Origin of the sequence: Pleurocapsa sp. PCC 7327 (assembly GCF_000317025.1) — a bacterium.
In the GTDB taxonomy this organism is placed as follows: domain Bacteria; phylum Cyanobacteriota; class Cyanobacteriia; order Cyanobacteriales; family Microcystaceae; genus Hydrococcus.
Window position 1 is genome coordinate 3,891,213 of the sequence record NC_019689.1, and the last position, 22,758, is coordinate 3,913,970.

A 22,758-nucleotide genomic window follows, 5' to 3' on the forward strand; every position below is an offset into this window, starting at 1 on the left:
TGAGAATTTAGAATTCTGCATTCAGAATTCATAGGAGACTGTGTAACAATACTTTCATAGCGCAATCAGTAAAAAAGAAAGAATGTCTGTCAGGGAAATTCCCTGCCTCAGTCTGGCGATCGCTCGTTTGACCTCAGCAGGACCTGAAAATTTTGCTACTTGGGTAATTCAATCTCCCTTACCGGGAGGTTACGTTCATCACGACTCTATTTGGTCGCCAACTTTAACGCAAAAATGGCTGGCATGGCAGGAAATGTTTTCCTTACAAAGCGAATTTCACATTCCCGTCGCTCACCGAGACCCTTCTACTTCTCTACCGCCATTTAACTTGCCGCTCTCTAGTCCGAAAGAAAACTATGGCGGACGGCTGATGCAGGAGTTGGGGATCAGTCTCTGGCAGTGGGTGTTTGACGATCCCATCCGTCAGAGCTTAGCGCAAAGTCGGGGAATGGCGATGGGACAAAATAAACTTCTGCGGGTGCGATTAGAAATTCGCGACCCCAATTTAATTCCGCTACCGTGGGAGATTATGCAACCGGAGGTGGGCAAACAGTCTATTTCTCTCGATCCTCAGATCCTCTTCAGTCGAACGACCAGTAATGTAGATCCCCTAGCTCCTCAACAATCAGGCGACTCCCTCAATATTTTGTTAGTGCTCGGACAAGACCAAAACCCGCCAGATCCGCGAGAAACGCAGTCGGACTCGATTCGCAGTTCTTCTAAAACCTTACAACTTGAAACCGAAGCTGCTGCTCTCGTACAAGCGATCGAAGAAGGAGCGTGCGTTGCTAGCGCGATTAACTCTTCGGCGTTCCGGGTGTCTGCTAGCGTTCGCACTCTCGTACAACCTACGCCAGCACAACTGATCGACGCTTTAGATACGGGAATGTACAACGTTCTCTTCTATGCAGGTCATGGCATGCCCGCGCCCGATGGCGGTTTGTTGTTTTTGGGACCGAATGCCATTATGAACGGGACGGAACTGGCGCAAGTCCTAGTTCGCAATCGCGTTATTCTATCGGTGTTTAACGCCTGTTGGGGCGCGCAACCCGATTGCATGGGACAACAGACAATCGAGCGCAGTAGTTTGGCAGAAGTTTTAATTCACCATGGAGTTCCTGCCATTTTGGGGATGCGAGATTCCATTGCCGATCGCGAGGCATTGAGTTTTATTCAAGCATTTACTAAAGCCCTAGCGCAACGCCTGCCGATCGACCAAGCAGTCCGAGTTGCCAGACAACAGTTGCTCTCCCTCTACAAATTCAATCAACCTGCTTGGACGCTGCCGATTCTTTACATGCATCCCCAATTTGATGGCGAACTGCTTCAACCCATCGAGGAGGGAATTACCCAACTCCCAACCACGATACCGAGTGTAGATCGCGACGATTTTCCCGCTGCCTATCTTCATTCCCTAGAACGCAGCGATAAGATTTGGCGAATTTATGGCGGATTGATGAGAGTGGGTCGTCATCCAGAAAACGACTTGGTACTTCAGGAAAGATGGGTTGGTCGCCGACACGCCGAGATCATCTGTCGAGATACGTCCTCCACCGCTAACAGACAATACACCTATTTCCTCAGAGATTTTTCTCGTTTCGGAACGCTCGTTTACTGTGCTGGCGAATGGCACAAAGTTCACCATCAAGAAATCTCTCTAGAGTCAGGCGTACAGTTGAAGTTTGGCAGTCCTTACGGTCAAATTCTTGAATTCGTGATTGAAGATTCATGAACTATCAGACGCTGACCGCTTATAAAGTCTTTTCTAATAAAACTTGCGTTATTCAACGTTAAGCAAATAAAATTTTTAATTACATAAAATACTTATCTAAAAGCTCTTTCTAGCTTCACCAGAACTTATTTAAAAATTACAATTCAATCTGTTTAATTCTTAACAAAAGAAAAATAAAAACTCCTTATTATATTTCTTAAAAGCGATAAAGCGATCGCTCTGGTAGAATTCAAGTCATTTATAGTAGCGCTGGAAATAAGAATAAAAGAAATAAATATATGATTGAAGCTAAGCAAGTTAGTGTCAATAAGAATAATTCGAGCTCCCAAACACAAATTCCCTTACGGCTTCTTCCGATCGTTCCTTTTGTCTTGCAAATCTTCGTGGCAGTTGGACTGACAGGATAGTTGTCTTTTTACAACGGACAGAAAGCCATTAGCGAGCTAGCAACCGAATTAGAATCTCAAGCGAGCGATCGCGTTGACCAGCACCTCGACCAATACTTAGCAATTCCTCATCAGATCGACACAATAAATGTACGTGCGATTGAATTAGGTGCGATCGACCCCAAAGATCTTCGCCTTTGGGCGCTACTTCTGGACGCAAATGCGTACTTTCAAAGACTTTGGCTATATTAACTTTGGCAATCCTCAAGGAGACTCGATCGGGATCTATCGCGTTCCTGACGGTAGCTTGCGCATGGATTTTATCGAACAAGCTTATCTGGGAAAGTACTATGGCTATGCGATCGATAACAAGGGCAATCCCACCAAGCGAATTATCGTCGATGAGTTTGATTTTCGCAAAGATAGCTGGTACACCGATGCAGTCAAACAAAAAGGATCGATCTGGAGTGAAATTTACAACTGGGATGGCGATCCTTCTGTCATGTCTATCTCTGCTAGTTATCCCATCTACAAACAAGATGAATCGCTGTTGGGGGTCATCGACATCGACTTGGTAGTTTCTTAGTATAGGCGATTACTTGCGCCAGTTAAAAATAAGTCCATCGGCAAAAATTTGGATCGTAGAACGCAATGGACTTTTAGTAGCGGCTTCAAGTGACGAAAAATTTTACACCATGAAAAACGGCGAAGCCCAGAGACTCGCCGCTATTGACAGTAAAGATGCCACAATTAAACAGACACTGGCATACGAGCCGATGAAAAACGATTGAGACAAATTCTGCTCAACCTTTTGGGGAATGCGGTCAAATTTACCGATCGCGGTCGGGTAACGCTTAAAGTCAGTACAATTGGAACTATCAAACTTCCCGAACCTGAAACTTTATTCCAGACAACCCTACGTTTCGAGGTCAGCGATACAGGAGTCGGGATTGCTCCCCAGGACATCGAGAAAATTTTCCAACCCTTCGAGCAAGTCGGTAATGTCAAACGGCGCACCGAAGGAACTGGTTTGGGGTTATCGATTACTCAACAACTCATAGAATTAATGGGCACTCAACTGCATCTAACCAGCGAACTCGGTAAAGGCTCAACTTTTTGGTTCGATCTAACCGTGCCTGTCGTTCGGGTTTCAGAAGTGCAACCGCTCTCAGTTTCCCCAGTGGCAGCAGTTCCTCAGTTCGAGCCAAATGGAGCAGATGCAAAAAATCTCGATGGCGAGTCAAACGGAGTCACTCCGATAATAGAGAATTCCAAGACCGAGGCGCGATCGACATCGCTTTCAGCCGCGACGGGTTACAAAGGCAGGCAACGTAAGCTTCTCGTTGTGGACGATCGCATCGAAAATCGCGTGCTCCTCGCCAACATTTTAGAACCTTTGGGGTTTGAGGCGATCGTGGCAGAAAATGGCAAGCAGGGATTGGAACTTGCCTGCCAAAATCAAATCGATTTGATTTTGACTGACATATTAATGGACATTAAAACTGGCTTGACGATGGTGAGAGAGTTGCGCCAGATGCCTCAGTTTCAGACAATGCCGATCGTAGCTATTTCAGCCAGTATTTATGACATGATGGAGCCACGGAGTCTGGAGGCAGGCTGCAACGCATTTCTACCAAAACCCATTGACGAAGAAAAATTACTATCGCTTTTACAGCAGTAAAAGCAACTGGAGTGGACTTTTGATGCCGCAGTTGTCTAGAAATAACTTTGGTCGATCTGCTTTTTAAGCAGACAGCACAAGCATTTCTTCTTTATATCTAGATCTATCTAGATGACGCTGACTGAGTAGGCAAGAATTGCTGCATCTACAGTCGCAATTATCAAGCCATGATGCAAGGCTTGACAAATAAGCATCCGATCGAATGGGTCGCGATGTAGTGGTGGTAGCTTGGCAAGTTGAGCAACGCTACCTTCATCTAAATTGAGGCTGGTAATTTGATGGAGATCGCGCTGTTTTGGCAGATATGTTTCGGCAGACTCTGGTAGAGGTAGCTTGCCCAAGTGATACTTGACGATGGACTCCCACACCGAGACAACACTCAGATATACCTCGTTGTCTAGATCGCGAATAGCATCTCGCACATCTATTGATAACCTATTGTCGCCACTGATGAACCACAAGAAAATGTGAGTGTCCAGCAAGATTTTCATTAACTCTCAAACGCACTCAGAATATCTTCCGGTAAAGGAGTATCAAAATCATTGGGTACTGTAAACTCTCCGGCACACAAGCCGAATGGTCGCAACTTTTTGGGAAGAGGGGTTGATGTAATTGGTTTCAGCTCAGCAATGGGTTTGTCAGCTTGTACGATGATAAAGCTCTCACCTGCCTCAACTCGATGCAGATACTTTAAGGGATTGCGCTGGATTTCATCGACAGAGATTTTCAGCATCATCAAAATTGTCTGGGCGGATAGTTTCAATTGTAGACTTGGAAAGTAAGGTACAGCCGAGTCGATCTTGGGATAATTCATCTTGCGCGAAGGCGATCTAGTAAAATTTTTCCCATCGGAGAACCGACGAGAATCGATCGCTTTCGGTCAAATAAAATCGAACCGACTTGCACTTCTTTTTCGGCTTGCTTGCGAATATAGTCTTGAGAACGGCGATCGATAGTTTGCGCGATCGCGCCGTACACTTGCTCAACCCAATTGCTTCCCTCTCGTTCGTCTAACTCCCGCAGCAGTTTCAAAGCGGCTTCTGCGGTAGAACTTGTAAATATTTGTTGCAAAATTGGTGTGGGCAATCCAATTTGAGCGCAATGAGCCGTCAAAATTTCCAAGCGTCCGTCTGCCAAGTGGTGATGCGTGTGGAAAATTCCGCCTGCTAATTTAATCAGTTTGCCGTGGTAGCCAAATAGCAAAATCGATCGAACTTGTTGCATAGCTGCGGCAACTAACATAGATCCCAACCAATTAGCGGTTTTAATTAATTGTTCTGGGTTAATTCCCATTTGCTGGGCTAAATCTAGTCCATTTTCTCCTACACAAAAAACCAAACGATCGCATTGTTTTGCTTTAATTGTTAATTCTTCCTGAAAGGCTTCCAACTGACTCGGTGCGCTCAACGGTTGAGAAATTCCTGTCGTTCCCAGTAAAGACAGCCCTTCAACTACGCCGAAAGCCTCATTGGAGGTTCGTTCTGCTAGCCTGCGTCCCTCCGGTAAAACAATCGTTACGAGAATTTTCTCTTCTGGTTTGAGGAGTCTTTGCAGATTCTCTCGTAACAGCCGTTGGGCGTAACTATAAATTGCCGCTTTCCCTTTGTTATCGATTTGTTTGCCAACTCCTTCGCCGCCTTGAATGATAATCTGTTCTGGACGCGATCGCTGCACCTCTATTTCTACCAATGCCCAAACTGGAGTATTGCGAGTTAAATCTAAATTATCCCCTGGATCGCTGCGAGTAATTGCCAGAGCAGTATTTTCGCCAATACGAGCGACTTGTTCGATGGAAATTTCAACAATTTGGGCGGGTTCGATTAAATCCAGCGAAACTGTATCTCCAATCTCGTCTCGATGCAAATAGCGCAACGCCGCGATCGCAGATGCACAAGCAAACACGGGTAAAGTATATCCAGAACGAGGGGTAGACATTGTGAAATTGAATTTGTAGATAACTTATCTTTCCAATAACACAGAATCATCCCCAAGGTAAAATAGCTGTGTCACAATTGAGGTATTGTATATATCTATTTCTCCAACTATAGAACAAGCCTTAAAAGCAATAGAATTTTGTCAGATTCGCTCCGAGTTTCCTAGGAGATTCGAGCGGATAGCTTTAACAATCGGACAGGCTAAATTTAGCCGCTTAAAAATACAATTTACAATAAATTATTTAAGTTGAGTAGACTATAAAAAGCCTCACAGAACAACTTCTATTGATTTTGTCATTGTCTATAGGAGATTCCATGGAAGCACAAACCAATGAAATCAAGCAGATTGCCGCTCAGTTACTAGCAGGAATGTTAGCTAATCCACACATTTATGCCAGGGTTAGTGATGAGGGAAGCAATGGACAACAAGAGCAAGCCTTAATGTTAATGGCAATTGAGATGGCGGAAAGCTTGATTAAAAGAATTGAAAAACAATAAGGCGATAAAAAACAATGAAAACGTGCTTTAAGATTAAAACCCGATCGCGATTAAAAACAATCTTTAAAGTAGGGTTTATTTATGTTAACAGCCGTCGGCAATCTTAAAGAAGCACAAATTAGATTAGCCGAGATCGCTTCGAAAGTCGTGTCAAATTTGCGGCAGGACGGCAATAATTGCTAATTCTGGAAATAATCGCGTTTGATTGATTCTAGTTTCTTCAAATGGGGTTTGGGATTTTATCTCACGCAGAGGCGCTCCAGACGCAGAGAAGGAGAGGAGATGGTTCGACTCAGATCGACTAACGCAGAGATAGCGGAAGAAATTCGAGTACGGGGAACAGTTCAGGGGGTAGGGTTTCGTCCTACCGTATATCGTCTGGCTAAAGATTGTCGGTTACGGGGAGAAGTTGGCAATGATGGCGAAGGGGTATGGATTTATGTGGCGGGCAAGCGGGACGCGATCGATACTTTTGTAGAAAGATTGCGTGTCGAATGTCCTCCTCTAGCAAAAATTGAAGCCATTATTCGCCGTCCTTATGAGGGCGATCGCACTTTTACCGATTTTACTATTGCTGAGAGTAGCAGTACTTCTATCCGCACCGAAATCGCTGCCGATGCTGCCACTTGCCCCGCTTGTCGCGCTGAAATTTTTGACCCTTTCAGTCGCTGGTATCGTTATCCCTTTACCAACTGCACCCACTGCGGTCCTCGTCTGAGCATTATTAAACGCCTGCCTTACGATCGCAGCAATACTAGCATGGCGGAGTTTAAGATGTGTCCCGATTGTATCAGAAATTATGAAGATCCGAGCGATCGCAGATTTCACGCCCAACCAACTGCCTGTCCGGTATGCGGACCTAAAGCATGGCTGGAACGTTTCGATGGGAAGCCAATCACCGCTCATATGTTCTCGATGCTAGATGACGTGGATGTTGTCTGTACGCTTATTCAACAGGGACAGATCGTTGCTATCAAGGGATTGGGAGGCTTCCATCTCGCCTGCGATGCCACTAATGAAGCAGTCGTGCAAAAGCTACGTTACTCGAAGCGTCGTCCCGACAAACCACTGGCTTTAATGGCGAGAGATATTAATATTATCGAGAAATATTGCCTCGTAAGTGCGGCAGAAAGAGAACTTCTTGAAAGTCCCGCCGCCCCGATTGTTCTCTTACAAAGGAGAGAACGAGATAATCAAAGCGATGAATCTAAAATCCAAAATCTCATCGCCCCTTCTGTCGCGCCCGGTCAAAATTACTTGGGCTTTATGCTTCCTTACACTCCCTTACACCATTTGGCACTGAAGCGACTAGAAATTCCTATCGTCCTCACTAGCGGTAACTTATCCGACGAACCCCAATGCATCGACAACGAAGATGCCCGCAAGAAGTTAGCAGGAATTGCAGATTACTTTCTATTCCACAATCGAGATATTGTAAATCGCGTCGATGATTCAGTCGTTTGCATTATCGGTATTAGAAACTCAAAAACACTAAATTTCTTGCCAAAACCTCTCACCCGCCAAGAAATTAATTTCTTGGCTAATAAACAAAATTCTCTTAAGAGGACTTGTGCGGTTAGCTTGGGAATTGATTCTCAATCAGAAGTTGGGATTCAGGCAAGAAATCGATTCCAAATCCTTCGCCGCGCCCGTGGTTATGCGCCTGCACCCATCAATTTACCAGAAGGATTCAAAGACATTCCACCCATTCTAGCAATGGGCAGTCAACTGAAGAATACATTCTGTCTGCTACGAGATGGACAAGCTATTCTTTCTCAACACATTGGCGATTTAGAAAATGCCGCTGCTTCTGAAGCTTATAAAAAAACACTCGATCTCTATTTGAGTTTACTAGAGCATCAGCCAAAAGCGATCGCGATCGACCTCCATCCCGAATACCTTTCTACCAAACTCGGCAAAGAATTAGCTGCTGCCAACTCTCTGAAACTGTATGCCATCCAACACCATCACGCCCACGTTGCCGCTTGCATGGCAGAAAATCATCTACCCATCGATGCGCCGCCCGTGTTAGGCATTGCCTTAGATGGGTTGGGTTACGGAGAAGACGGTACGTTATGGGGAGGAGAATTCCTTTTAGCCGACTACCAAGGCTATAAAAGGCTAGGGACTTTCAAACCCGTGGCGATGCTTGGAGGAGAACAGGCAATCTATCAGCCATGGCGCAATACTTATGCTCATTTGAAAGCTGCGTTTGGGGCAGAATTACCGCCAGAAAATTTAGAACTTCTGACCTTCCTCAAACAAAAGCCCCTAACTCTCCTCGACCAAATGATGGAAAAAGGCATCAACTCGCCCCTCGCGTCTTCGGGCGGGCGCTTGTTTGATGCGGTAGCGGCGGCAATAGGAATATGTCGAGAGTCTTGTAGCTATGAAGGACAAGGCGCGATCGCACTCGAAGCCATAGCCGAATCTTGTATATTAACTCACTCTGAAGAAATCGAGGGTTATCCCTTTACTATCGCTAATCTAGAAGGTAGGGGACGATCGCCTCTTCCCTACCTGGAACCTCGTCCGATGTGGCAAGCACTTTTGGAAGACTTAAAGCAAGACACCCCTCAAGAGGTTATGGCTGCCAAGTTTCATCAAGGACTCGCTAACGCGATCGCGTCTATGGTCGATCGCATTCGTTACGGGGAAGAGAAGATTAATCGAGTCGCCCTGACTGGCGGCGTATTTCAGAATCGACTGCTGTTAGTCGAACTATGCGATCGCTTGCAAGCAATGGGAATCCAAGTTCTGACGCACGGCAAAGTGCCGTCCAACGATGGCGGATTGTCTCTCGGTCAAGTCGCGATCGCAGCCGCCCGATTCTTTTAAAACTCAAAAGAAAATAGGGCAAGAAAATTATTAATCTAAAATCTAAAATCCAAAATCGTATGTGTTTAGGAATTCCCGGTCAAATTGTTGAAATTACCGATGCTACCCATAAATTAGCCCTGGTCGATATTGGGGGAGTCAAACGACAAGTTAACATTGCCTGCATTGTCGATGACGAGCATCCCATCGAATCCTACATCGGCGATTGGGTGCAAGTTCATGTCGGTTTTGCCTTGAGTCGCCTTGACGAACAAGAAGCAGCCGAAACATTAGAAATGTTAGCAGAAATGGCAGCAGCGATCGAATAGCGATCGCTAGGGGCGGGTTTAATTATCAAGGCGATAATCTTGTTGCAGAGGAATCGAACCGAACCCGCCCGTACAGTTATTAAAGAATTTTGTAGGTGTATTGGAGTAGATAAATTAATCGCAAACAATTAACAACTAACCACTAACTACTAACTAATACCGGAGTCTTTCAAAATGCAAACCACCGAACAGCAATTTTCCTGGTACGACATTCCAGAGGATATTAAAAACCTGTTAGTTTTAGCCTCCGAAAACTGGGAAAATACAGCCGAATCACAAAAATATGTGAACGAAGCATTGGCAAAAGCTGAAGATAATTTAGACGTTTTGGTAGGTGCGTATCGATTCTTTTTCTACAAAAATAATTCAGAAATGGCAATAAAAATTGCCGAAAAAGTTAGTAAGAAACTCAAGCAAGAGAATAACTTACCAGATGAATGGGAGAAACTTCAACCAATTTTAGCAGAACGAAAAAATGAGTCGCCAATTAGAATGTATTTAAATGCTTATGCTGCTCAAGGATTTCTGCTAGCTAGATTGGGAAAAATAGAGGAGGCAAAAGAAATTACCGAACGAGTGAAAGAAATTGATGAGAAGAGAGAATCCTGCGCGACGACTGTTTTTGAAGTCTTAACGCAACCTCCAGAAGAAGATGAGTAGTAATTGTAGTAATTGTAGGGTGGGCATTGCCCACCTAACTGCCAAAATGATGCGATCGCAAAAAGCAAAAGAAATGACAGATAAAATTAAATTATCGGGTTGATGGAAAATTAAGAGTATCGATTAATAAACATGTATTAATTAATTGAAAGTTGAATTATTTGTGAGGGCTTAAATGACTGATATTCTTAAAGAAATTTTAAATATTTTAAAAGAAAATGAGAATATTCGGTCGATTATTTCTGCTTTGTTACTCATTTTTGTATTTAGATTAAAAGATATTTATGAATTTGTCGATTGTCTTTTAAATAGAAAGGTGACAAGATTAGAAAATCTCCTTAAAGGAGATCTCGATCGAGAGACGAGAGAAGCAGTACAAGAAGAGCTATATTCAAAATACTTTCAACAAACCACAGGAATTAAGGCTGAAAAGCATCTCAGAGAAAAAATAACTAAACTAGTTGAATCAGCAAATGGAAGGATAACATATTCAGATATTAATCATGTTTTTAAACATGACTTTTTATTCTGCGACCATAATGGAGAATTAAGAATCAGAAAAATTAACCGACAAGATAGAATCTCCTATCGATTTTGGAGGATTATATCACTCTCATTTTGGGTTTTAGGGTTATTGTTAATTTTGCTTACAATTTTATTTAAAATTGACGACCCAAGCAAGATAAAAATAGGAATACTTTTGACTTTTTCCCAAGCAGAAATACGAATGAGTTCAGTCTGAAATCTGTGTTAATACTGCATGGAATATCTTGGTGTATATTAGCTTATGTTATGCGCTCACAAACATTTGTTATAAAAATTGTTGACAAAGTAAAGAGTGAGCTCGAGCGGCAATCAGTTGAGAAAAAACGCCCTAAGTCTAAAAGTATTATTAATTTATTTACAAATCTTCTTTCACCAAATAATCCTTTTAAAAGGAAGAAAAAACAATGAAATACGTAACTGAATTTAGAGATCCGCAAAAAGCTAAAGCTTTATTAGAAGAAATAAAACGACTCAGCGAACTGTTAGAAAAAACGCCAGAAGAACCGTTGAAGCTGATGGAAATCTGCGGCGGTCATACTCATTCCATTTTTAAATACGGCATTGAAGAAGCCTTGCCCGCCAGCATAGAACTAATTCACGGTCCCGGCTGTCCGGTGTGCGTAATGCCGAGGGGACGATTAGATGCTGCGATCGCGCTTGCCGAACATCCTAACGTAATCTTTACTACCTTTGGCGATGCCATGCGGGTTCCCGGTTCCAAAAAGAGTTTGCTGCAAGCAAAAGCAGAAGGTGCAGATATTCGCACGATCTACTCTCCCCTAGATGCCTTGCCCATTGCCAAGGATAACCCAGATAAGGAGGTCGTTTTTTTCGGGATTGGCTTTGAAACCACTGCCCCCAGCACCGCTTTAACCGTCCTACAAGCAGAAGCAGAAGGCATTCATAATTTTAGCCTCTTTTGCAATCACGTCCTCGTCGTTCCCGCCCTAGAAGCCCTCCTGGTCAATCCCGACCTCAAACTTGATGGCTTTATTGGTCCCGGTCATGTCAGTACGATTATCGGAATAGAACCCTATCAAATTATTGCCGAGAAATACCACAAACCTCTAGTCATTTCTGGATTTGAACCCCTCGACATCCTACAATCGATTTGGATGCTTCTCAAGCAAATTATCGAAGGTCGCTGCGAAGTAGAAAACCAATATACTCGCCTCGTTAAAGAAGGCGGCAACAGCATCGCCCTAGAAACCATGGGCAAAGTCTTTGAAGTGCGAGACAAGTTTGAATGGCGGGGACTGGGAGAGATTACAGAATCAGGATTGAAAATCAAGGAAGAATATGCATATTTTGATGCAGAAGTCAAGTTTTGCGTTCCCAATCTTAAAGTTGCCGATTCGGCTGCCTGTCAGTGTGGGGAAATCCTCAAAGGAGTTTTGAAACCTTGGGAATGTAAAGTTTTTGGCACGGCTTGCACTCCCGAAACGCCTATAGGAACTTGTATGGTGTCCTCGGAAGGCGCTTGTGCCGCCTATTACAAATACGGTCGCCTTTCTACGCTTGCTAAAGCAGCTAAACCCAACAAAGTATCTGCCTAAAATCCTTTTGAATACAACAAAATAAATAAGGAGGAAATTACGTGCCATTCGTTACTATTCAAATTGCCAAAGGTCACTCCGTCGAACTCAAACGGAAACTCGCCCAAGCGGTTACTGACACTCTCGTTTCTACATTGGGAACGAAACCAGAATGGGTAACAATTCATATCGACGAATTCGATCCCGAAAACTGGGCAGTTGGCGGCGAATTACATATCGATCGACATTCTGACAAACACGCTCAGAAAAAGAGTTAAATGTTTTGGTATGACGGAGAGTTAATTGAAGGTGACTCGTTATCGATTGGAATCGACGATCCCGGATTGCTTTATGGGGCGACAGTATTTACCACGCTGCGCGTTTACGATCGCTCGCTAGATCGTCCCCTGACGCATTGGCAATTGCACTGCGATCGCCTGCGCCATAGCATCCAAGCGTTTGAGTGGCAGTCGCCCGACTGGAGACGGCTGCGACAGGGAGTAGAAATCTTACTTGCGTATTATCCCGTTCTGAGAATCGCAATTTTTGCCGATGGACGAGAATGGATTATCGGGCAATCGCTACCTGTAGATTTAAAAGAACGTCAGCAACAAGGAATTGTCGGATGGGTAGCCGATGAATCGCTATATAGACGCTCTCTAGCCGCTTATAAAACGGGTAATTATTTAAGTGCGTGGCTTGCCCGACAAAAAGCGCAAAAATTAGGAGCAAAGGAGGCTATTTTGCTCGATGAAGCAGGCAATTGGCTAGAAACCAGTACCGGAAATCTTTGGGGATGGAAAGAAGAATGTTGGTGGACTCCGGCTCTAGAGGAAAAGCTTTTACCGGGGATCGCACGATCGCAGTTAATCGAGTGGTTGCAATCTCAAAATATACCCGTCAAACAAAATCGATGGACTCCAGAATTTGTCAGAGACTTGGAAGCGATCGCTTATAGTAATAGCGTCATGGAAATTATTCCCTTTTCACTCATTATTCATCCCTTGGGAAAACAGTTTCTCAATTGCAATCTCTTGGCATTAGAACATTTACGGAGTTATTTTTTAACCTAATATTAAATTAGGCTTAACTTATTTAAAAAGCAGACATAATTTCTCTTAAAATTTACAGATTTAGATTAATTTTTAATTAATCTAAAATTTATTTTTTTAAAATATCTACTTTTTTTAGGTATTCAATTTATCTCAATAATCGTTAAGAATTTCTCTCTCTTGGAAGAAGGAAAAAACAAGAATTATTGTTAGCATTAAAGCGTGGCAAGCGAGATATTGGAGTTAGCTTGATGTTACTTCACATCGGTTTAATTATAGGAATAGGAATAACCTTAGTTGTTGGTAGCTTTAGCGCCAGTGCGGAACCTCTTAACGAGCCAAAACCTTTACCACCAGTAGATGCGTCATCTAGCAGCTCTCTCGATACCATAGAAGTTGGCAATCGCAACAGGGAAAGTTTCTTTCCTGCGAACCCGCAAGGAACGGTTACTAACTACTCCGAATCCAGAAATGAAAATGAATTCGATCCGTTAGGCAAGGGGTTTATACTCGATTTCGGAGATAATCTCAGGAGTAAGCGCGAACTCGATGCATCGATGGCTCCTGGAGATGACGGCGATAATACTAAAGTGCGGCTGTTGATTGATATGACTGAGTTAGACAACAGCACAGATGAGGGAGCAGGAGAGAGAGGGAGACAGGGAAACTAGGAGACGGAGGTGTAGGGAGTGTGGGGGAGTGGGGAAACTCCGAAGACTCCGAAGAAGAGGAACAAGACAAACTACTAACCCCTAACTGAATACCAAGAACCGCAGACGGAAAATACTAAAATACTTGTTCCCAACCTCTAGAAGAAGACAACTGTTGTGATGCATAATCAAAGTTCGCAGGTAGCAGACACTATGGGTTATTCATGCCTCTCGATTTTCGCAACGTCAATGCGCTTTGGTCATCTATTGTGGTAGAAACCTTATCTCGTCTGGGATTAACAGTTGCCGTAATCTGTCCCGGTTCTCGCTCATCGCCTTTAACGATTGCTTTTGCCCGACATCCCGCTATAGAAGCCATTCCGATTTTAGACGAGCGTTCTGCTGCCTTTTTTGCCTTGGGAATCGCCAAAAGAAAGGGATTGCCTGTCGCCCTAATCTGTACCTCTGGAACGGCAGGAGCGAATTTTTATCCCGCAGTCATCGAAGCGAAAGAAAGTCGCGTCTCTCTTATCATAATGACTGCCGATCGCCCGCCAGAATTGCGCCATTGCCATGCCGGACAAACGATCGATCAAGTGAAATTATATGGCAATTATCCCAACTGGCAAACTGAATTAGCCGTCCCTAGTTTGGATATGGGAATGCTGTGCTATTTGCGGCAAACCCTCATTCATGCTTGGGAGCGATCGCGCTTTCCTATCCCAGGAGTCGTCCATCTCAATTTTCCTTTTCGCGAACCTCTAGCCCCTATTCCTAACCCCGATACGGAAGCACTCGCATCCGAGTTTGACTCAGAAGAATTTTTTGCTCGAATCGTTAGCAGCGAAAATTACATTCATCCTTTATCTCGTATCCCTCTTCCCTTAGACAATTGGCAATCCTGCGAACGGGGCATTATTATTGCTGGCGTTATGAGTTCCCACCACAATAAAGAATATTGTCAAGCGATCGCGCGCCTGTCTTGCTTTCTTAATTATCCCGTTCTCGCGGAAGCACTCTCTCCCCTGAGAAATTATGCCGATCTCAATCCTTATTTAATTGCGACCTACGACCCGATTTTACGCGATCGCCAACTCGCTGAAAAATTAGCCCCAGAAATCGTCATTCAATTGGGCGAATTGCCTACTAGTAAAGAACTTCGCACTTGGTTAGAAACAACGCAACCCCACCGCTGGATCGTCGATCCGAGTTGGGAAAACTTCGATCCGCTTCATGGCAAAACGATTCATTTACGGACATCGATCGAACAATTAACTCATCATCTTCCAGAACCAGCGATCGCTAATCCAACCAACTATCTCAAATATTGGTGCGAGGCGGAAACACAAGTAAGACAAACGATCGACCGAACAATGCGAGCGATCGACCATTTTTTAGAAGGGAAAGCAGCTTGGTTACTTTCGCAAACTTTACCGCCAGATACGCCAATTTTTATTGCCAATAGTATGTCCGTGCGAGATTTAGAATTCTTTTGGATGCCCAGAAATAGTGGAATCATACCTTATTTTAATCGCGGAGCTAATGGAATTGACGGCACTTTATCGACTGCTTTAGGAATTGCCCATCGCCATCAAAGTAGCGTTTTGTTGACAGGAGATTTAGCACTGCTACATGATACTAATGGTTTTTTAATTAAACAGAAATTTATCGGTCATCTCACTATTATTTTAATTAACAATAATGGCGGAGGAATTTTTGAAATGTTACCGATTTCTCAATTCGAACCTCCATTTGAAGAGTTTTTTGCTACACCCCAAAATATTAATTTTGCAAAATTATGTGCGACTTATGAGGTTGAATATCAGCTTATTACTACTTGGAAACAGTTAGAGCAGTTATTAAATCCACTCCCAGAAATAGGAGTTCGCGTGCTGGAAGTGCAGACAGATCGCAAAGCTGATGCTCGTTGGTTACAAGATAATTTGAAAAAATTTGCAGGGGATAGATAATACCATTTTGAATTTTGGATTTGGAAACCCTTTCTATGATTGAATTCTGTAAATTCATCTGTCGCCTTCTTATTTCAAGAAGACAGAAGTCGGAAGTCAGAGGAGCGGGGGACTCAGAGATGGGGAGACTCGGAGACTTCTGAGACAAGGAGGACTCCGGCTAGTTAGCTGACAAATCTTTGTCTCCTCATCCCTAAATCCCTTCTCCCACAAGGGGCGAAGGGACTTCAGTCCAAAGTCTGAAGTTGAGAGATCCTCTCCCGCTCTGGGAGAGGGGTTGGGGTGAGGGCGATTTGAGTTTTGTCACTCAACCAGGGACTCCGAAGAAGAGCAAGAAGACAAACTACTAACCACTAACCAATAACTACTAATTACCCCTCAATCCTTTCATCCAAAATCGAAAATCCTTTCATCAAATGACTAATGACTAATGACCAATCCCCAATCCAAAATCGATCTTACTGCAGAAATTTACTCGAAGCGGATTTTTTACGATTTGACTAATGACCAATCCCCAATCCAAAATCGATCTTACTGCTCTAATTCTTTATCTCTTTTAGCTTTGAGTTCTCTAACACATTCTTGGCTAACACCAATTGCAAATCCCAGACCTGCGCCGATGATTCCATAATATTTGTAATGTAGGTCTGAATAGAATTGGCTTTCGTATCGAGGTTGATTGAAATCTTTTTGACCGATGTGAGCTGCGGCTAGTCCGAGAACCGAACCAAGGAGCGCAGTGATTATTCCTGAAAAGATAACCAGTTTGATATTCATGACTCTTTGACTCGTTCGAGCGATCGCGACATTTATTGCTCTAACATAATCCTATCTAGACTAGCCATCAATCAATATTAATTAGAACAAAAACTAACATTTCTTATCTTCATCGCAACAGCAGCAAAATCGTTTGCGTCAAACCAACAATAAACCCCAATATACCGCCCAAATTTACAATAGCTTGCAATTCATTTTTGACAATGCCTTGAATTGCTAACTCTAACTCTTGAGGAGAAGTCGCTTGAACTCTAGCAATAATCACTTGGTCGATCGATAAAATCGGAATGATTTGTTCTACTAGCTTTTCTAAATCTTCTTCCAAATAGCGCTCTAAAATTAGGGCGAGTTCTCGACCGATAGTTTCCAAAGAACTGGTAACGGCTTGGGAAGATTGAAGTCGATTGACGATTAATGAAGCTATTTGCTCCCAGTCAACCGACTTCCCAAACTCTTGCAAGAATTCGGCACCACTTTCTTGAATATAGGTACGAACTATATCGCGAATGGTTTTGCGCAATTGTCGCACTGTGGAAATCGGCAAATGTTGTAAAGAAAGGCTTTGTAACCAGGTTCTCAGGCGATTTCGAGCCTCTAAGGAGAGCAATAGCTCTTTTAGACGAGTATTTGCAATTTCTTTCTCGTCGAGGCAAAATGTTCGCAAACGGGCGAGGGCGTTACGCAGTCCGAATAGATTGGCGACTACCCAATAAGTTCCGCTTGTTTTTTCTCGAAAACTTTCATCGATAACCTGAATGTTGCGATCGGTTAAAAAGTCGATCAGTGCTTGTCGGATAATGTCTGGAGGAACTACTGTTTCTAGCAACCAGTCAGCTAGCTGTCGCGCTTGCAAGTCGCTGAGGCTAAATTCTAATAAAACTTTATCAAAAATTTGATTGATTTGTTCTTCGAGAAAATCTTCTCGACGGGAGAGGGCTTTTAGTAATCGAGGTAGGGATTCTCCAAACAAATCCCGCAAAATTTCTGCCAGGATTTTGGCAGTTTTTTGTTGCCTATCGCCTCGAACTTGTTTGAGTCCCAGATTTAATAACCAGCGAATTGCCCCCTCGACTCGCTCGGTTGCCAACAAACGCTTTGCCAGCTTTTGTAGTTCGTCTGGGGTTAGCAGAGAACCCATAATCGTATCGGAAATTCGTTTAGCAAGGCGTTCTTGGTTGGCAGGAATTAAACCTGGGGTAAAAGGGAGCCGTCGCTTGCCTATATAAATGGCTCTATAGGGGCGAAATAGCATTTTGATAGCTATATCGTTGGTGAAATAGCCAATAATAGCTCCGCCTAGAGGCGGCACGATTAATGTCCAGAGGGTAGCTGAGTCCAAAGCTGCGATCGCGTTTGTAGATTTTTATGTCTATTTAGTAATGACTAATACTCCCATCATGCCACCTGCAATGGGGTAGTGAATAGCCCGAGCAAATCCTGCTTCATAGGCAAGTTTAATTTGTTCTATTCCCGTGGGAAATCGCTCTAAGCTAGGACTGATATAAGCATATTCTTCAGTCAGTCCGAAACGTCGAGCTGTCGGAACGACAATTGTTTGCAGATACCACTGCTGAAAGGCAAGCATCAGCGATTGGTCAGGGCGATGAAAGTCTAGAATCGCTGCCTTAGCACCGGGTTTGAGGACGCGGTACAATTCTTGCAAGCAACGGGGAATGTCGGTCACGTTTCTCAGACCATAGCCCATGGTAGCACAGTCGAAGGTATTGTCATCGAAAGGTAAGCTAAGAGCATCTCCTTCGACCCACTCGATGGGAAAGGGGGAAAATTGGTTAGAATTTCGTTGACGAGCGATCGCCAACTGTTCTTTTGAGAAGTCAACGCCAACAACTCGACCAGTCGAACCGACTTGTCGGGCTAATAGTTGTGCTAAATCGCCGCTACCGCAGCATAGGTCTAATCCAACATAGCCGGGACTGGGTTCGCTCCACTTTACCGCCATCAGTTTCCAAATGCGATGCTGTCCCAAACTCAACCAATTATTTAATTGGTCGTATACAGGAGCAATGCGATCGAATATTGCCTGAATTTCTGATGCAGCAGGCGACATATTGTTGGTCATATCTATTTCCACTATAAACTAGCTACAGATTTTGCCATAGAACAGAAGAAGATTGGACAGACAAGGCGAAGCCGCCATTTTTCTGAAAACTGTGTCCAGAAGAATGGCGGCGACAACGAGGAACAACAGCGGCATTATACCAATTCGCAATTAGTCAACAGCTCTCTTGTATAAGACTCCCTCAAGGAGCATCTGTAGCGCTCTTTTTTAGCAATAGTGTTAATCGTCAAAAATCACCAAAATCGAGACAAAATCCGCCGCAATAGCCGATTAAAGGGCAAAAAACTTCTGCGATTAGATCTCGACATCGGTATGCCAAAAGCGAGGGAGGTTCTTCTCAAGCTGTAATTCGTGTTTGACAAAGAAGAAACATGGCTAGTTTTAAGCGGAAAACTGACTGCATGGGATGCGGATGTATCTATTTCGGTTTGGTCGAAGAAAAAGAAACCAAACAGATTGCCTAGATCGAATCCGCCGACGGTTGAAGGGCTGTCTTTACTGGGAACGAACAGTCTCTTGCTCTTGCTCGGACAATTCGACTAAAAGTTCGGAATTTTCTGGTTTGATAGGCTTAGACATGGTTATTATCCCCTTTGGTGACTATAGCGATAAAAACTTTAAATGTTCGCCAGGAACGGTACGCAAAGACTCTAGATCGCCTGCTACGATTAACCGTCCCTTGTCGAGTAGTACCAGCCATTCGGCTCGATTAATCGTCGTGGGGCGGTGAGAAATCATAATTGTAGTCTTGCCTTGGCGATGTTTTAAGAGGCGATCGAGCACTTCGGATTCGCTGATGGGATCGAGTTCGGCGGTGGATTTATCCAAGATCGGGATAGGCGGATCGTTGACGATCGCTCTTGCGATCGCAAGTCGCTGCCGCTGTCCGCCAGAAAGATTGACCCCAAATTCCCCCAAAACCGTTTGATAGGCATTGGGGAGTTGACTGATAAAGCTATCCGCATCGGCAATTTGACAAGCTTTGACGATGCGATCGAACGAGATGTTGGGATTGCCCAAGCGGAAGTTCTCCAGAATCGAGCGACTCCAGAAATGAGGTTCTTGGGGAACGTAGACGACTTGATCTCGCAGGCACTCTAGAGAGAGATCGTTCAAATTATAGGAACCGATACGAATAGTTCCAGACTGCGGTTGATAGAGTCCGGCAAGCAGTTTTGCCAGCGTACTTTTACCGCAGCCCGACTTGCCAATGATAGCGATCGCAACCCCACCGGGTAGCGACAGCGAAAAATTTTCAAGCAAGGCAACCCTGCCGACATGGTGAAAGCAGAGATTTTGGCACGAGATGCTATCATCGCCGGAGATAAGAACCAATGGCTTTTTTGGATCTCCAAGGTCTTCTGGCGTAGCGTCGATCGTCTCCAGCAGACGAGCGACTGCGATTTGGGAGCGAAAATATTCATCGGTTAAGCTAATCAACGCGCCAATAAAAGCCAGAACTCTAGCCTGCATGGCGTTAAAAGCCAGCAGTTGACCGATGGTCAATTCTTTGTTGATGACCAGCATGCTACCCAACCCCAGCAAAGCAACGCCACCGATGCCAGACATCAGTTGCGAGAAAGTCATATTGATGATGTCGATTTGAATGGTGCCGAAAGTCAGATTGGCGAGACGACCGAAGCGCATCTGAAATTCGTCCCAAAATTGCGAGGCAGCATTCGTGGTTTTGAGTACCAATGCGCCTCTAAACGTTTCGACGAGAACGCCTTGATTTTCTGCTGACAAAACCATCAGGTTTTTATTCTTTCGCCGCAGAGGGGGCAGAAAAGGTAAACTCGATAGCGTCATAATCGTCCCGATCGCGATCGCGGCTAGGGTGAGTTTCCCGTTGTAAAACAACATCAGGCAAAAGGAAATCACCGCCACAAAAAACTGGCTGGGCAGACTGACAACCACCTGAGAGATAAGCTGATTGATATCGTTAATGTCTCGCAATCGGCTGACGATCTCGCCACTGCGCCGGGCTTCATAATAATTTAAAGGCAAGCGAAGGATTTGTCGTCCAAATTCTAGGACTAATCCCAACTGCAACCGCTGACTGAAGTGAGCGATCGGATTGGATTGCAACAATAGCAGGCTGCCGCTAAATAACTGCATGATGACAACGCCAACGATCGCGATCGCAAGTAAGTTGGTATCCTGACGCACGAGGACATCATCGGTCAGAATTTGCAGCAAGAAAGGACTAGCCAAGGGACGGCTTGACCTGTTTGTACCTTGCTAATATCGCGCTCGTCTACCCTGGCTTTGACTATCATAGGGGCGTTGCGGGGGGCAATCTGAGCGATCGCTCCTCCTGGCTGTACTACCTGTCCTGGATTGCGAAGCTGGAGTTGGAGCACGGTGCCGTCAATAGGAGCGCGAATGAGGGTTCCGTCGAGTTCTTTCTCGACTTGCTGGAGTTCTTTTTGGGTGCGGTGGATTTGAGTCTGAATTTCAATGCGATTTTGCCAGAGCTGTTCTTTTTGCTGGTGCAGGCTAGCCAAAGTCGATTCTCCTCAGGCTTTTTCTTGAGCGACTTGCTCTCTGGCCCTGGCAATGGATGCATCTGTCGGATTGATGGCAGCTTTGAGCCGTTGAACTCTGGAAGTAGCGACTTTGAGAGCGGCTTCTTTTTCTATAACTTGCATTTTAGAAATCGCTCCCGTGTCTTCTAGCTTCTTATATCGAGCTAATTCATCAGCCGCTAGATTCATCGATGCCATTGCTTCTTGCAGCTCTGAGTTCGTCGTAATTTGCAACTGTATGAACTACTCACCCCTACTTCGTTGAGGGGTGAGTTTCTACATTCACCCCAGTAGAGTTGAGTTTTTGACGCTTCGTTTGCCCTAGTTGCTTCAAGATCGCCCGCTTGTTTACGAATGCGTAAAGTAGAGCTAGTAGCATCAGCTTCTTCGAGGATAGTTCCTACCCCCGGTAGATTACCTTTAGCCCAATAAAGCATAACTTCAGCAGCAATGTCACGGTCTCGAACATAATTGCAAGCGGTACATCCATGAACTCTTATATCAAGAGTTTTTTTGTGTTGATGACCGCATTGAGGACAAGTTTGACTAGGTTTTACTTTCTTGGTTGGAACTTCCACGAACACACCGCCAATTTGTTCTACTTTGTACTTGATGGCGCTACGTAGCATTCCAAAGCCAACGTCTAGGATCGACTTATTCAAACCTGCTTTTTGCTTTTTCCGCTTACCTTTTTTAGCCTTACTGGTCTCGCCATCAGTAATTGAAAGTGCTGATTTACATCCTAAATCTATTCCAACAGCACCAGTTGGTAAACTATCTGGCTTAAGAACTTGGTCTAACACCTCAACGGTAACAGATGCGTACCATCGATCGTTACGGTAAACAATTGTGCAAGTAGTTGGAACTCCCCAATACTTAGCTTTACCGCGCATTTGAATCCGACCAATTTTAGACAAGTTCAAATAACCATTTTCCCCATTAGATTCTACTGAATATCCGCTTTTTGCCGGATAAGTCCAACCTGAATAATGACGAATTGATTTCAACTTTGGTCGTTTACCTAATCCTTTAAACCAGCGTTCAAAAGCAAAATCAACCCGCTTTAGGGTGGCTTGTAGAGCTTGAGAATTGATTTCTTTATACTCCGTCCAAACTTCCTTAAATGCAGGTAAACAATTCTGTTGCTCAAGATAACTAACCGAATGATTGAATTTCTGATATTGAGTAAAACGGTTATAAACTGTGGCATTGTAGAGGTCTTTATGTAATTTTCGGTGATACCGTCAAGACTGCTCTATCTGCTTATTTGGGTATAACCGAAAAGTCATTCGTCTCGTAGCCACTAAATTATTTACCTCCTTTTTTGATTTTTTATCTGAGATTACATTCGTCATACATCTGAGATCAATTTTTGCGTAGCAAAAACAAATATCAGATGCAATCCTCATCTCCCGCTATTCATCCCCGTCTTACTTCGTTGAAGGTGGGGACTTTCGCGTTCCGTTAAGTTAGCGTTAATAAGAAAAAGAACCACAGCGTTTATAACACTTGTATGAATAATTGAGAACAATGCTGTAGTTATTTCAGCCATTATGAAATTTTTTGTCTGCGGGATCTGTCCA

General features: G+C 44.0%; 24 protein-coding genes and 1 pseudogene. 15 read left to right on the forward strand and 10 right to left on the reverse strand.

Annotated elements, in window-relative coordinates; all coding sequences use genetic code 11:
* The first annotated feature begins 82 nt into the window (after positions 1 to 82).
* The 5 genes from PLE7327_RS17565 (at position 83) to PLE7327_RS25410 (ending at position 3,799) form a co-directional block, all read left to right on the forward strand.
* The gene (locus PLE7327_RS17565; protein ID WP_015145144.1) at positions 83 to 1,732 is read left to right on the forward strand and encodes a CHAT domain-containing protein; all 1,650 of its coding nucleotides are present in this window, start codon (positions 83 to 85) and stop codon (positions 1,730 to 1,732) included.
* A gap of 407 nt (positions 1,733 to 2,139) precedes the next feature.
* Positions 2,140 to 2,370, forward strand: a complete 231-nt coding sequence (locus PLE7327_RS22820) for a hypothetical protein (RefSeq protein WP_051036456.1) — start codon at positions 2,140 to 2,142, stop codon at positions 2,368 to 2,370.
* Positions 2,339 to 2,704, forward strand: a complete 366-nt coding sequence (locus tag PLE7327_RS22825; protein WP_051036457.1) for a hypothetical protein — start codon at positions 2,339 to 2,341, stop codon at positions 2,702 to 2,704. The genes PLE7327_RS22820 and PLE7327_RS22825 overlap by 32 nt, the downstream gene beginning before the upstream one ends.
* Positions 2,705 to 2,717: 13 nt before the next feature.
* Positions 2,718 to 2,909, forward strand: a complete 192-nt coding sequence (locus PLE7327_RS22830; protein WP_051036458.1) for a hypothetical protein — start codon at positions 2,718 to 2,720, stop codon at positions 2,907 to 2,909.
* Complete coding sequence (locus tag PLE7327_RS25410; RefSeq protein WP_051036459.1) at positions 2,906 to 3,799, forward strand: ATP-binding protein; 894 nt, start codon at positions 2,906 to 2,908, stop codon at positions 3,797 to 3,799. The genes PLE7327_RS22830 and PLE7327_RS25410 overlap by 4 nt, the downstream gene beginning before the upstream one ends.
* A gap of 107 nt (positions 3,800 to 3,906) precedes the next feature.
* On the opposite strand, the gene PLE7327_RS17580 is transcribed toward PLE7327_RS25410, so the two are convergent.
* From PLE7327_RS17580 to cbiD, 3 genes are all read right to left on the reverse strand, one after another.
* Positions 3,907 to 4,290 (reverse strand): type II toxin-antitoxin system VapC family toxin, encoded by a 384-nt coding sequence (locus PLE7327_RS17580; RefSeq protein WP_015145145.1) that lies wholly within the window; start codon positions 4,288 to 4,290, stop codon positions 3,907 to 3,909.
* Positions 4,290 to 4,532 (reverse strand): hypothetical protein, encoded by a 243-nt coding sequence (locus PLE7327_RS17585; protein WP_041393513.1) that lies wholly within the window; start codon positions 4,530 to 4,532, stop codon positions 4,290 to 4,292. The genes PLE7327_RS17580 and PLE7327_RS17585 overlap by 1 nt, the downstream gene beginning before the upstream one ends.
* Positions 4,533 to 4,609: 77 nt before the next feature.
* Positions 4,610 to 5,734 (reverse strand): cobalt-precorrin-5B (C(1))-methyltransferase CbiD, encoded by a 1,125-nt coding sequence (cbiD, locus tag PLE7327_RS17590; protein ID WP_015145147.1) that lies wholly within the window; start codon positions 5,732 to 5,734, stop codon positions 4,610 to 4,612.
* Between the two features lie 314 nt (positions 5,735 to 6,048).
* On the opposite strand from cbiD, the gene PLE7327_RS17595 reads away from it, so the two are divergent.
* The 10 genes from PLE7327_RS17595 to menD all read left to right on the forward strand — a co-directional run bounded on the left by PLE7327_RS17595 (position 6,049) and on the right by menD (position 15,790).
* Complete coding sequence (locus PLE7327_RS17595; RefSeq protein ID WP_015145148.1) at positions 6,049 to 6,231, forward strand: hypothetical protein; 183 nt, start codon at positions 6,049 to 6,051, stop codon at positions 6,229 to 6,231.
* Positions 6,232 to 6,513: 282 nt separating this feature from the next.
* Positions 6,514 to 9,069, forward strand: a complete 2,556-nt coding sequence (gene hypF, locus PLE7327_RS25930) for a carbamoyltransferase HypF (RefSeq protein ID WP_015145150.1) — start codon at positions 6,514 to 6,516, stop codon at positions 9,067 to 9,069.
* 59 nt (positions 9,070 to 9,128) lie between these two features.
* Positions 9,129 to 9,377, forward strand: a complete 249-nt coding sequence (locus tag PLE7327_RS17605) for a HypC/HybG/HupF family hydrogenase formation chaperone (protein WP_015145151.1) — start codon at positions 9,129 to 9,131, stop codon at positions 9,375 to 9,377.
* 174 nt (positions 9,378 to 9,551) lie between these two features.
* Positions 9,552 to 10,037 (forward strand): hypothetical protein, encoded by a 486-nt coding sequence (locus PLE7327_RS17610; RefSeq protein ID WP_015145152.1) that lies wholly within the window; start codon positions 9,552 to 9,554, stop codon positions 10,035 to 10,037.
* A gap of 175 nt (positions 10,038 to 10,212) precedes the next feature.
* Positions 10,213 to 10,779, forward strand: a complete 567-nt coding sequence (locus PLE7327_RS17615; RefSeq protein WP_015145153.1) for a hypothetical protein — start codon at positions 10,213 to 10,215, stop codon at positions 10,777 to 10,779.
* 208 nt (positions 10,780 to 10,987) lie between these two features.
* Positions 10,988 to 12,139: a hydrogenase formation protein HypD gene (gene hypD / locus PLE7327_RS17620; RefSeq protein ID WP_015145154.1), complete on the forward strand. Its 1,152-nt coding sequence runs from the start codon at positions 10,988 to 10,990 to the stop codon at positions 12,137 to 12,139.
* A 41-nt stretch (positions 12,140 to 12,180) separates the two neighbouring features.
* Positions 12,181 to 12,396 (forward strand): 4-oxalocrotonate tautomerase family protein, encoded by a 216-nt coding sequence (locus tag PLE7327_RS17625; RefSeq protein WP_015145155.1) that lies wholly within the window; start codon positions 12,181 to 12,183, stop codon positions 12,394 to 12,396.
* A complete protein-coding gene (locus PLE7327_RS17630; protein ID WP_015145156.1) occupies positions 12,397 to 13,191 on the forward strand; it encodes an aminotransferase class IV in 795 nt (264 codons plus the stop codon). It abuts the gene before it with no gap.
* Between the two features lie 185 nt (positions 13,192 to 13,376).
* On the forward strand, positions 13,377 to 13,841 hold the full coding sequence (locus tag PLE7327_RS17635) for a hypothetical protein (protein WP_144266134.1): 465 nt from the start codon (positions 13,377 to 13,379) through the stop codon (positions 13,839 to 13,841).
* A 203-nt stretch (positions 13,842 to 14,044) separates the two neighbouring features.
* Positions 14,045 to 15,790: a 2-succinyl-5-enolpyruvyl-6-hydroxy-3-cyclohexene-1-carboxylic-acid synthase gene (gene menD, locus PLE7327_RS17640; protein WP_015145158.1), complete on the forward strand. Its 1,746-nt coding sequence runs from the start codon at positions 14,045 to 14,047 to the stop codon at positions 15,788 to 15,790.
* A 531-nt stretch (positions 15,791 to 16,321) separates the two neighbouring features.
* Here the strand turns inward: menD and PLE7327_RS17645 are convergent.
* The 7 genes and pseudogenes from PLE7327_RS17645 to PLE7327_RS26710 form a co-directional block, all read right to left on the reverse strand.
* Positions 16,322 to 16,567, reverse strand: a complete 246-nt coding sequence (locus tag PLE7327_RS17645; protein ID WP_015145159.1) for a hypothetical protein — start codon at positions 16,565 to 16,567, stop codon at positions 16,322 to 16,324.
* Positions 16,568 to 16,676: 109 nt separating this feature from the next.
* Positions 16,677 to 17,906: a DUF445 domain-containing protein gene (locus tag PLE7327_RS17650; RefSeq protein ID WP_015145160.1), complete on the reverse strand. Its 1,230-nt coding sequence runs from the start codon at positions 17,904 to 17,906 to the stop codon at positions 16,677 to 16,679.
* A gap of 30 nt (positions 17,907 to 17,936) precedes the next feature.
* The gene (gene ubiE / locus PLE7327_RS17655; protein WP_015145161.1) at positions 17,937 to 18,647 is read right to left on the reverse strand and encodes a bifunctional demethylmenaquinone methyltransferase/2-methoxy-6-polyprenyl-1,4-benzoquinol methylase UbiE; all 711 of its coding nucleotides are present in this window, start codon (positions 18,645 to 18,647) and stop codon (positions 17,937 to 17,939) included.
* Between the two features lie 600 nt (positions 18,648 to 19,247).
* On the reverse strand, positions 19,248 to 20,861 hold the full coding sequence (locus PLE7327_RS17660; protein WP_015145162.1) for a peptidase domain-containing ABC transporter: 1,614 nt from the start codon (positions 20,859 to 20,861) through the stop codon (positions 19,248 to 19,250).
* A complete protein-coding gene (locus PLE7327_RS25425; RefSeq protein ID WP_051036460.1) occupies positions 20,831 to 21,154 on the reverse strand; it encodes an HlyD family efflux transporter periplasmic adaptor subunit in 324 nt (107 codons plus the stop codon). Before PLE7327_RS25425 ends, PLE7327_RS17660 begins: the two co-directional genes overlap by 31 nt.
* Positions 21,155 to 21,166: 12 nt before the next feature.
* The gene (locus PLE7327_RS25430; protein ID WP_217523190.1) at positions 21,167 to 21,373 is read right to left on the reverse strand and encodes a hypothetical protein; all 207 of its coding nucleotides are present in this window, start codon (positions 21,371 to 21,373) and stop codon (positions 21,167 to 21,169) included.
* 55 nt (positions 21,374 to 21,428) lie between these two features.
* Positions 21,429 to 22,464: pseudogene (locus PLE7327_RS26710) on the reverse strand (RNA-guided endonuclease InsQ/TnpB family protein).
* Positions 22,465 to 22,758: the final 294 nt, after the last annotated feature.

What these genes read in the sequence shown, in the direction of transcription:
- PLE7327_RS17565 (WP_015145144.1), top strand. Translation starts at nt 83, where the DNA reads ATGTCTGTCAGGGAAATTCCCTGCCTCAGTCTGGCGATCGCTCGTTTG.
- PLE7327_RS22825 (WP_051036457.1), top strand. Translation starts at nt 2,339, where the DNA reads ATGCGTACTTTCAAAGACTTTGGCTATATTAACTTTGGCAATCCTCAA.
- PLE7327_RS17580 (WP_015145145.1), bottom strand. Translation starts at nt 4,290, where the DNA reads ATGAAAATCTTGCTGGACACTCACATTTTCTTGTGGTTCATCAGTGGC.
- PLE7327_RS17585 (WP_041393513.1), bottom strand. Translation starts at nt 4,532, where the DNA reads ATGCTGAAAATCTCTGTCGATGAAATCCAGCGCAATCCCTTAAAGTAT.
- cbiD (WP_015145147.1), bottom strand. Translation starts at nt 5,734, where the DNA reads ATGTCTACCCCTCGTTCTGGATATACTTTACCCGTGTTTGCTTGTGCA.
- PLE7327_RS17595 (WP_015145148.1), top strand. Translation starts at nt 6,049, where the DNA reads ATGGAAGCACAAACCAATGAAATCAAGCAGATTGCCGCTCAGTTACTA.
- hypF (WP_015145150.1), top strand. Translation starts at nt 6,514, where the DNA reads ATGGTTCGACTCAGATCGACTAACGCAGAGATAGCGGAAGAAATTCGA.
- PLE7327_RS17605 (WP_015145151.1), top strand. Translation starts at nt 9,129, where the DNA reads ATGTGTTTAGGAATTCCCGGTCAAATTGTTGAAATTACCGATGCTACC.
- PLE7327_RS17610 (WP_015145152.1), top strand. Translation starts at nt 9,552, where the DNA reads ATGCAAACCACCGAACAGCAATTTTCCTGGTACGACATTCCAGAGGAT.
- PLE7327_RS17615 (WP_015145153.1), top strand. Translation starts at nt 10,213, where the DNA reads ATGACTGATATTCTTAAAGAAATTTTAAATATTTTAAAAGAAAATGAG.
- hypD (WP_015145154.1), top strand. Translation starts at nt 10,988, where the DNA reads ATGAAATACGTAACTGAATTTAGAGATCCGCAAAAAGCTAAAGCTTTA.
- PLE7327_RS17630 (WP_015145156.1), top strand. Translation starts at nt 12,397, where the DNA reads ATGTTTTGGTATGACGGAGAGTTAATTGAAGGTGACTCGTTATCGATT.
- menD (WP_015145158.1), top strand. Translation starts at nt 14,045, where the DNA reads ATGCCTCTCGATTTTCGCAACGTCAATGCGCTTTGGTCATCTATTGTG.
- PLE7327_RS17645 (WP_015145159.1), bottom strand. Translation starts at nt 16,567, where the DNA reads ATGAATATCAAACTGGTTATCTTTTCAGGAATAATCACTGCGCTCCTT.
- ubiE (WP_015145161.1), bottom strand. Translation starts at nt 18,647, where the DNA reads ATGACCAACAATATGTCGCCTGCTGCATCAGAAATTCAGGCAATATTC.
- PLE7327_RS25430 (WP_217523190.1), bottom strand. Translation starts at nt 21,373, where the DNA reads ATGGCATCGATGAATCTAGCGGCTGATGAATTAGCTCGATATAAGAAG.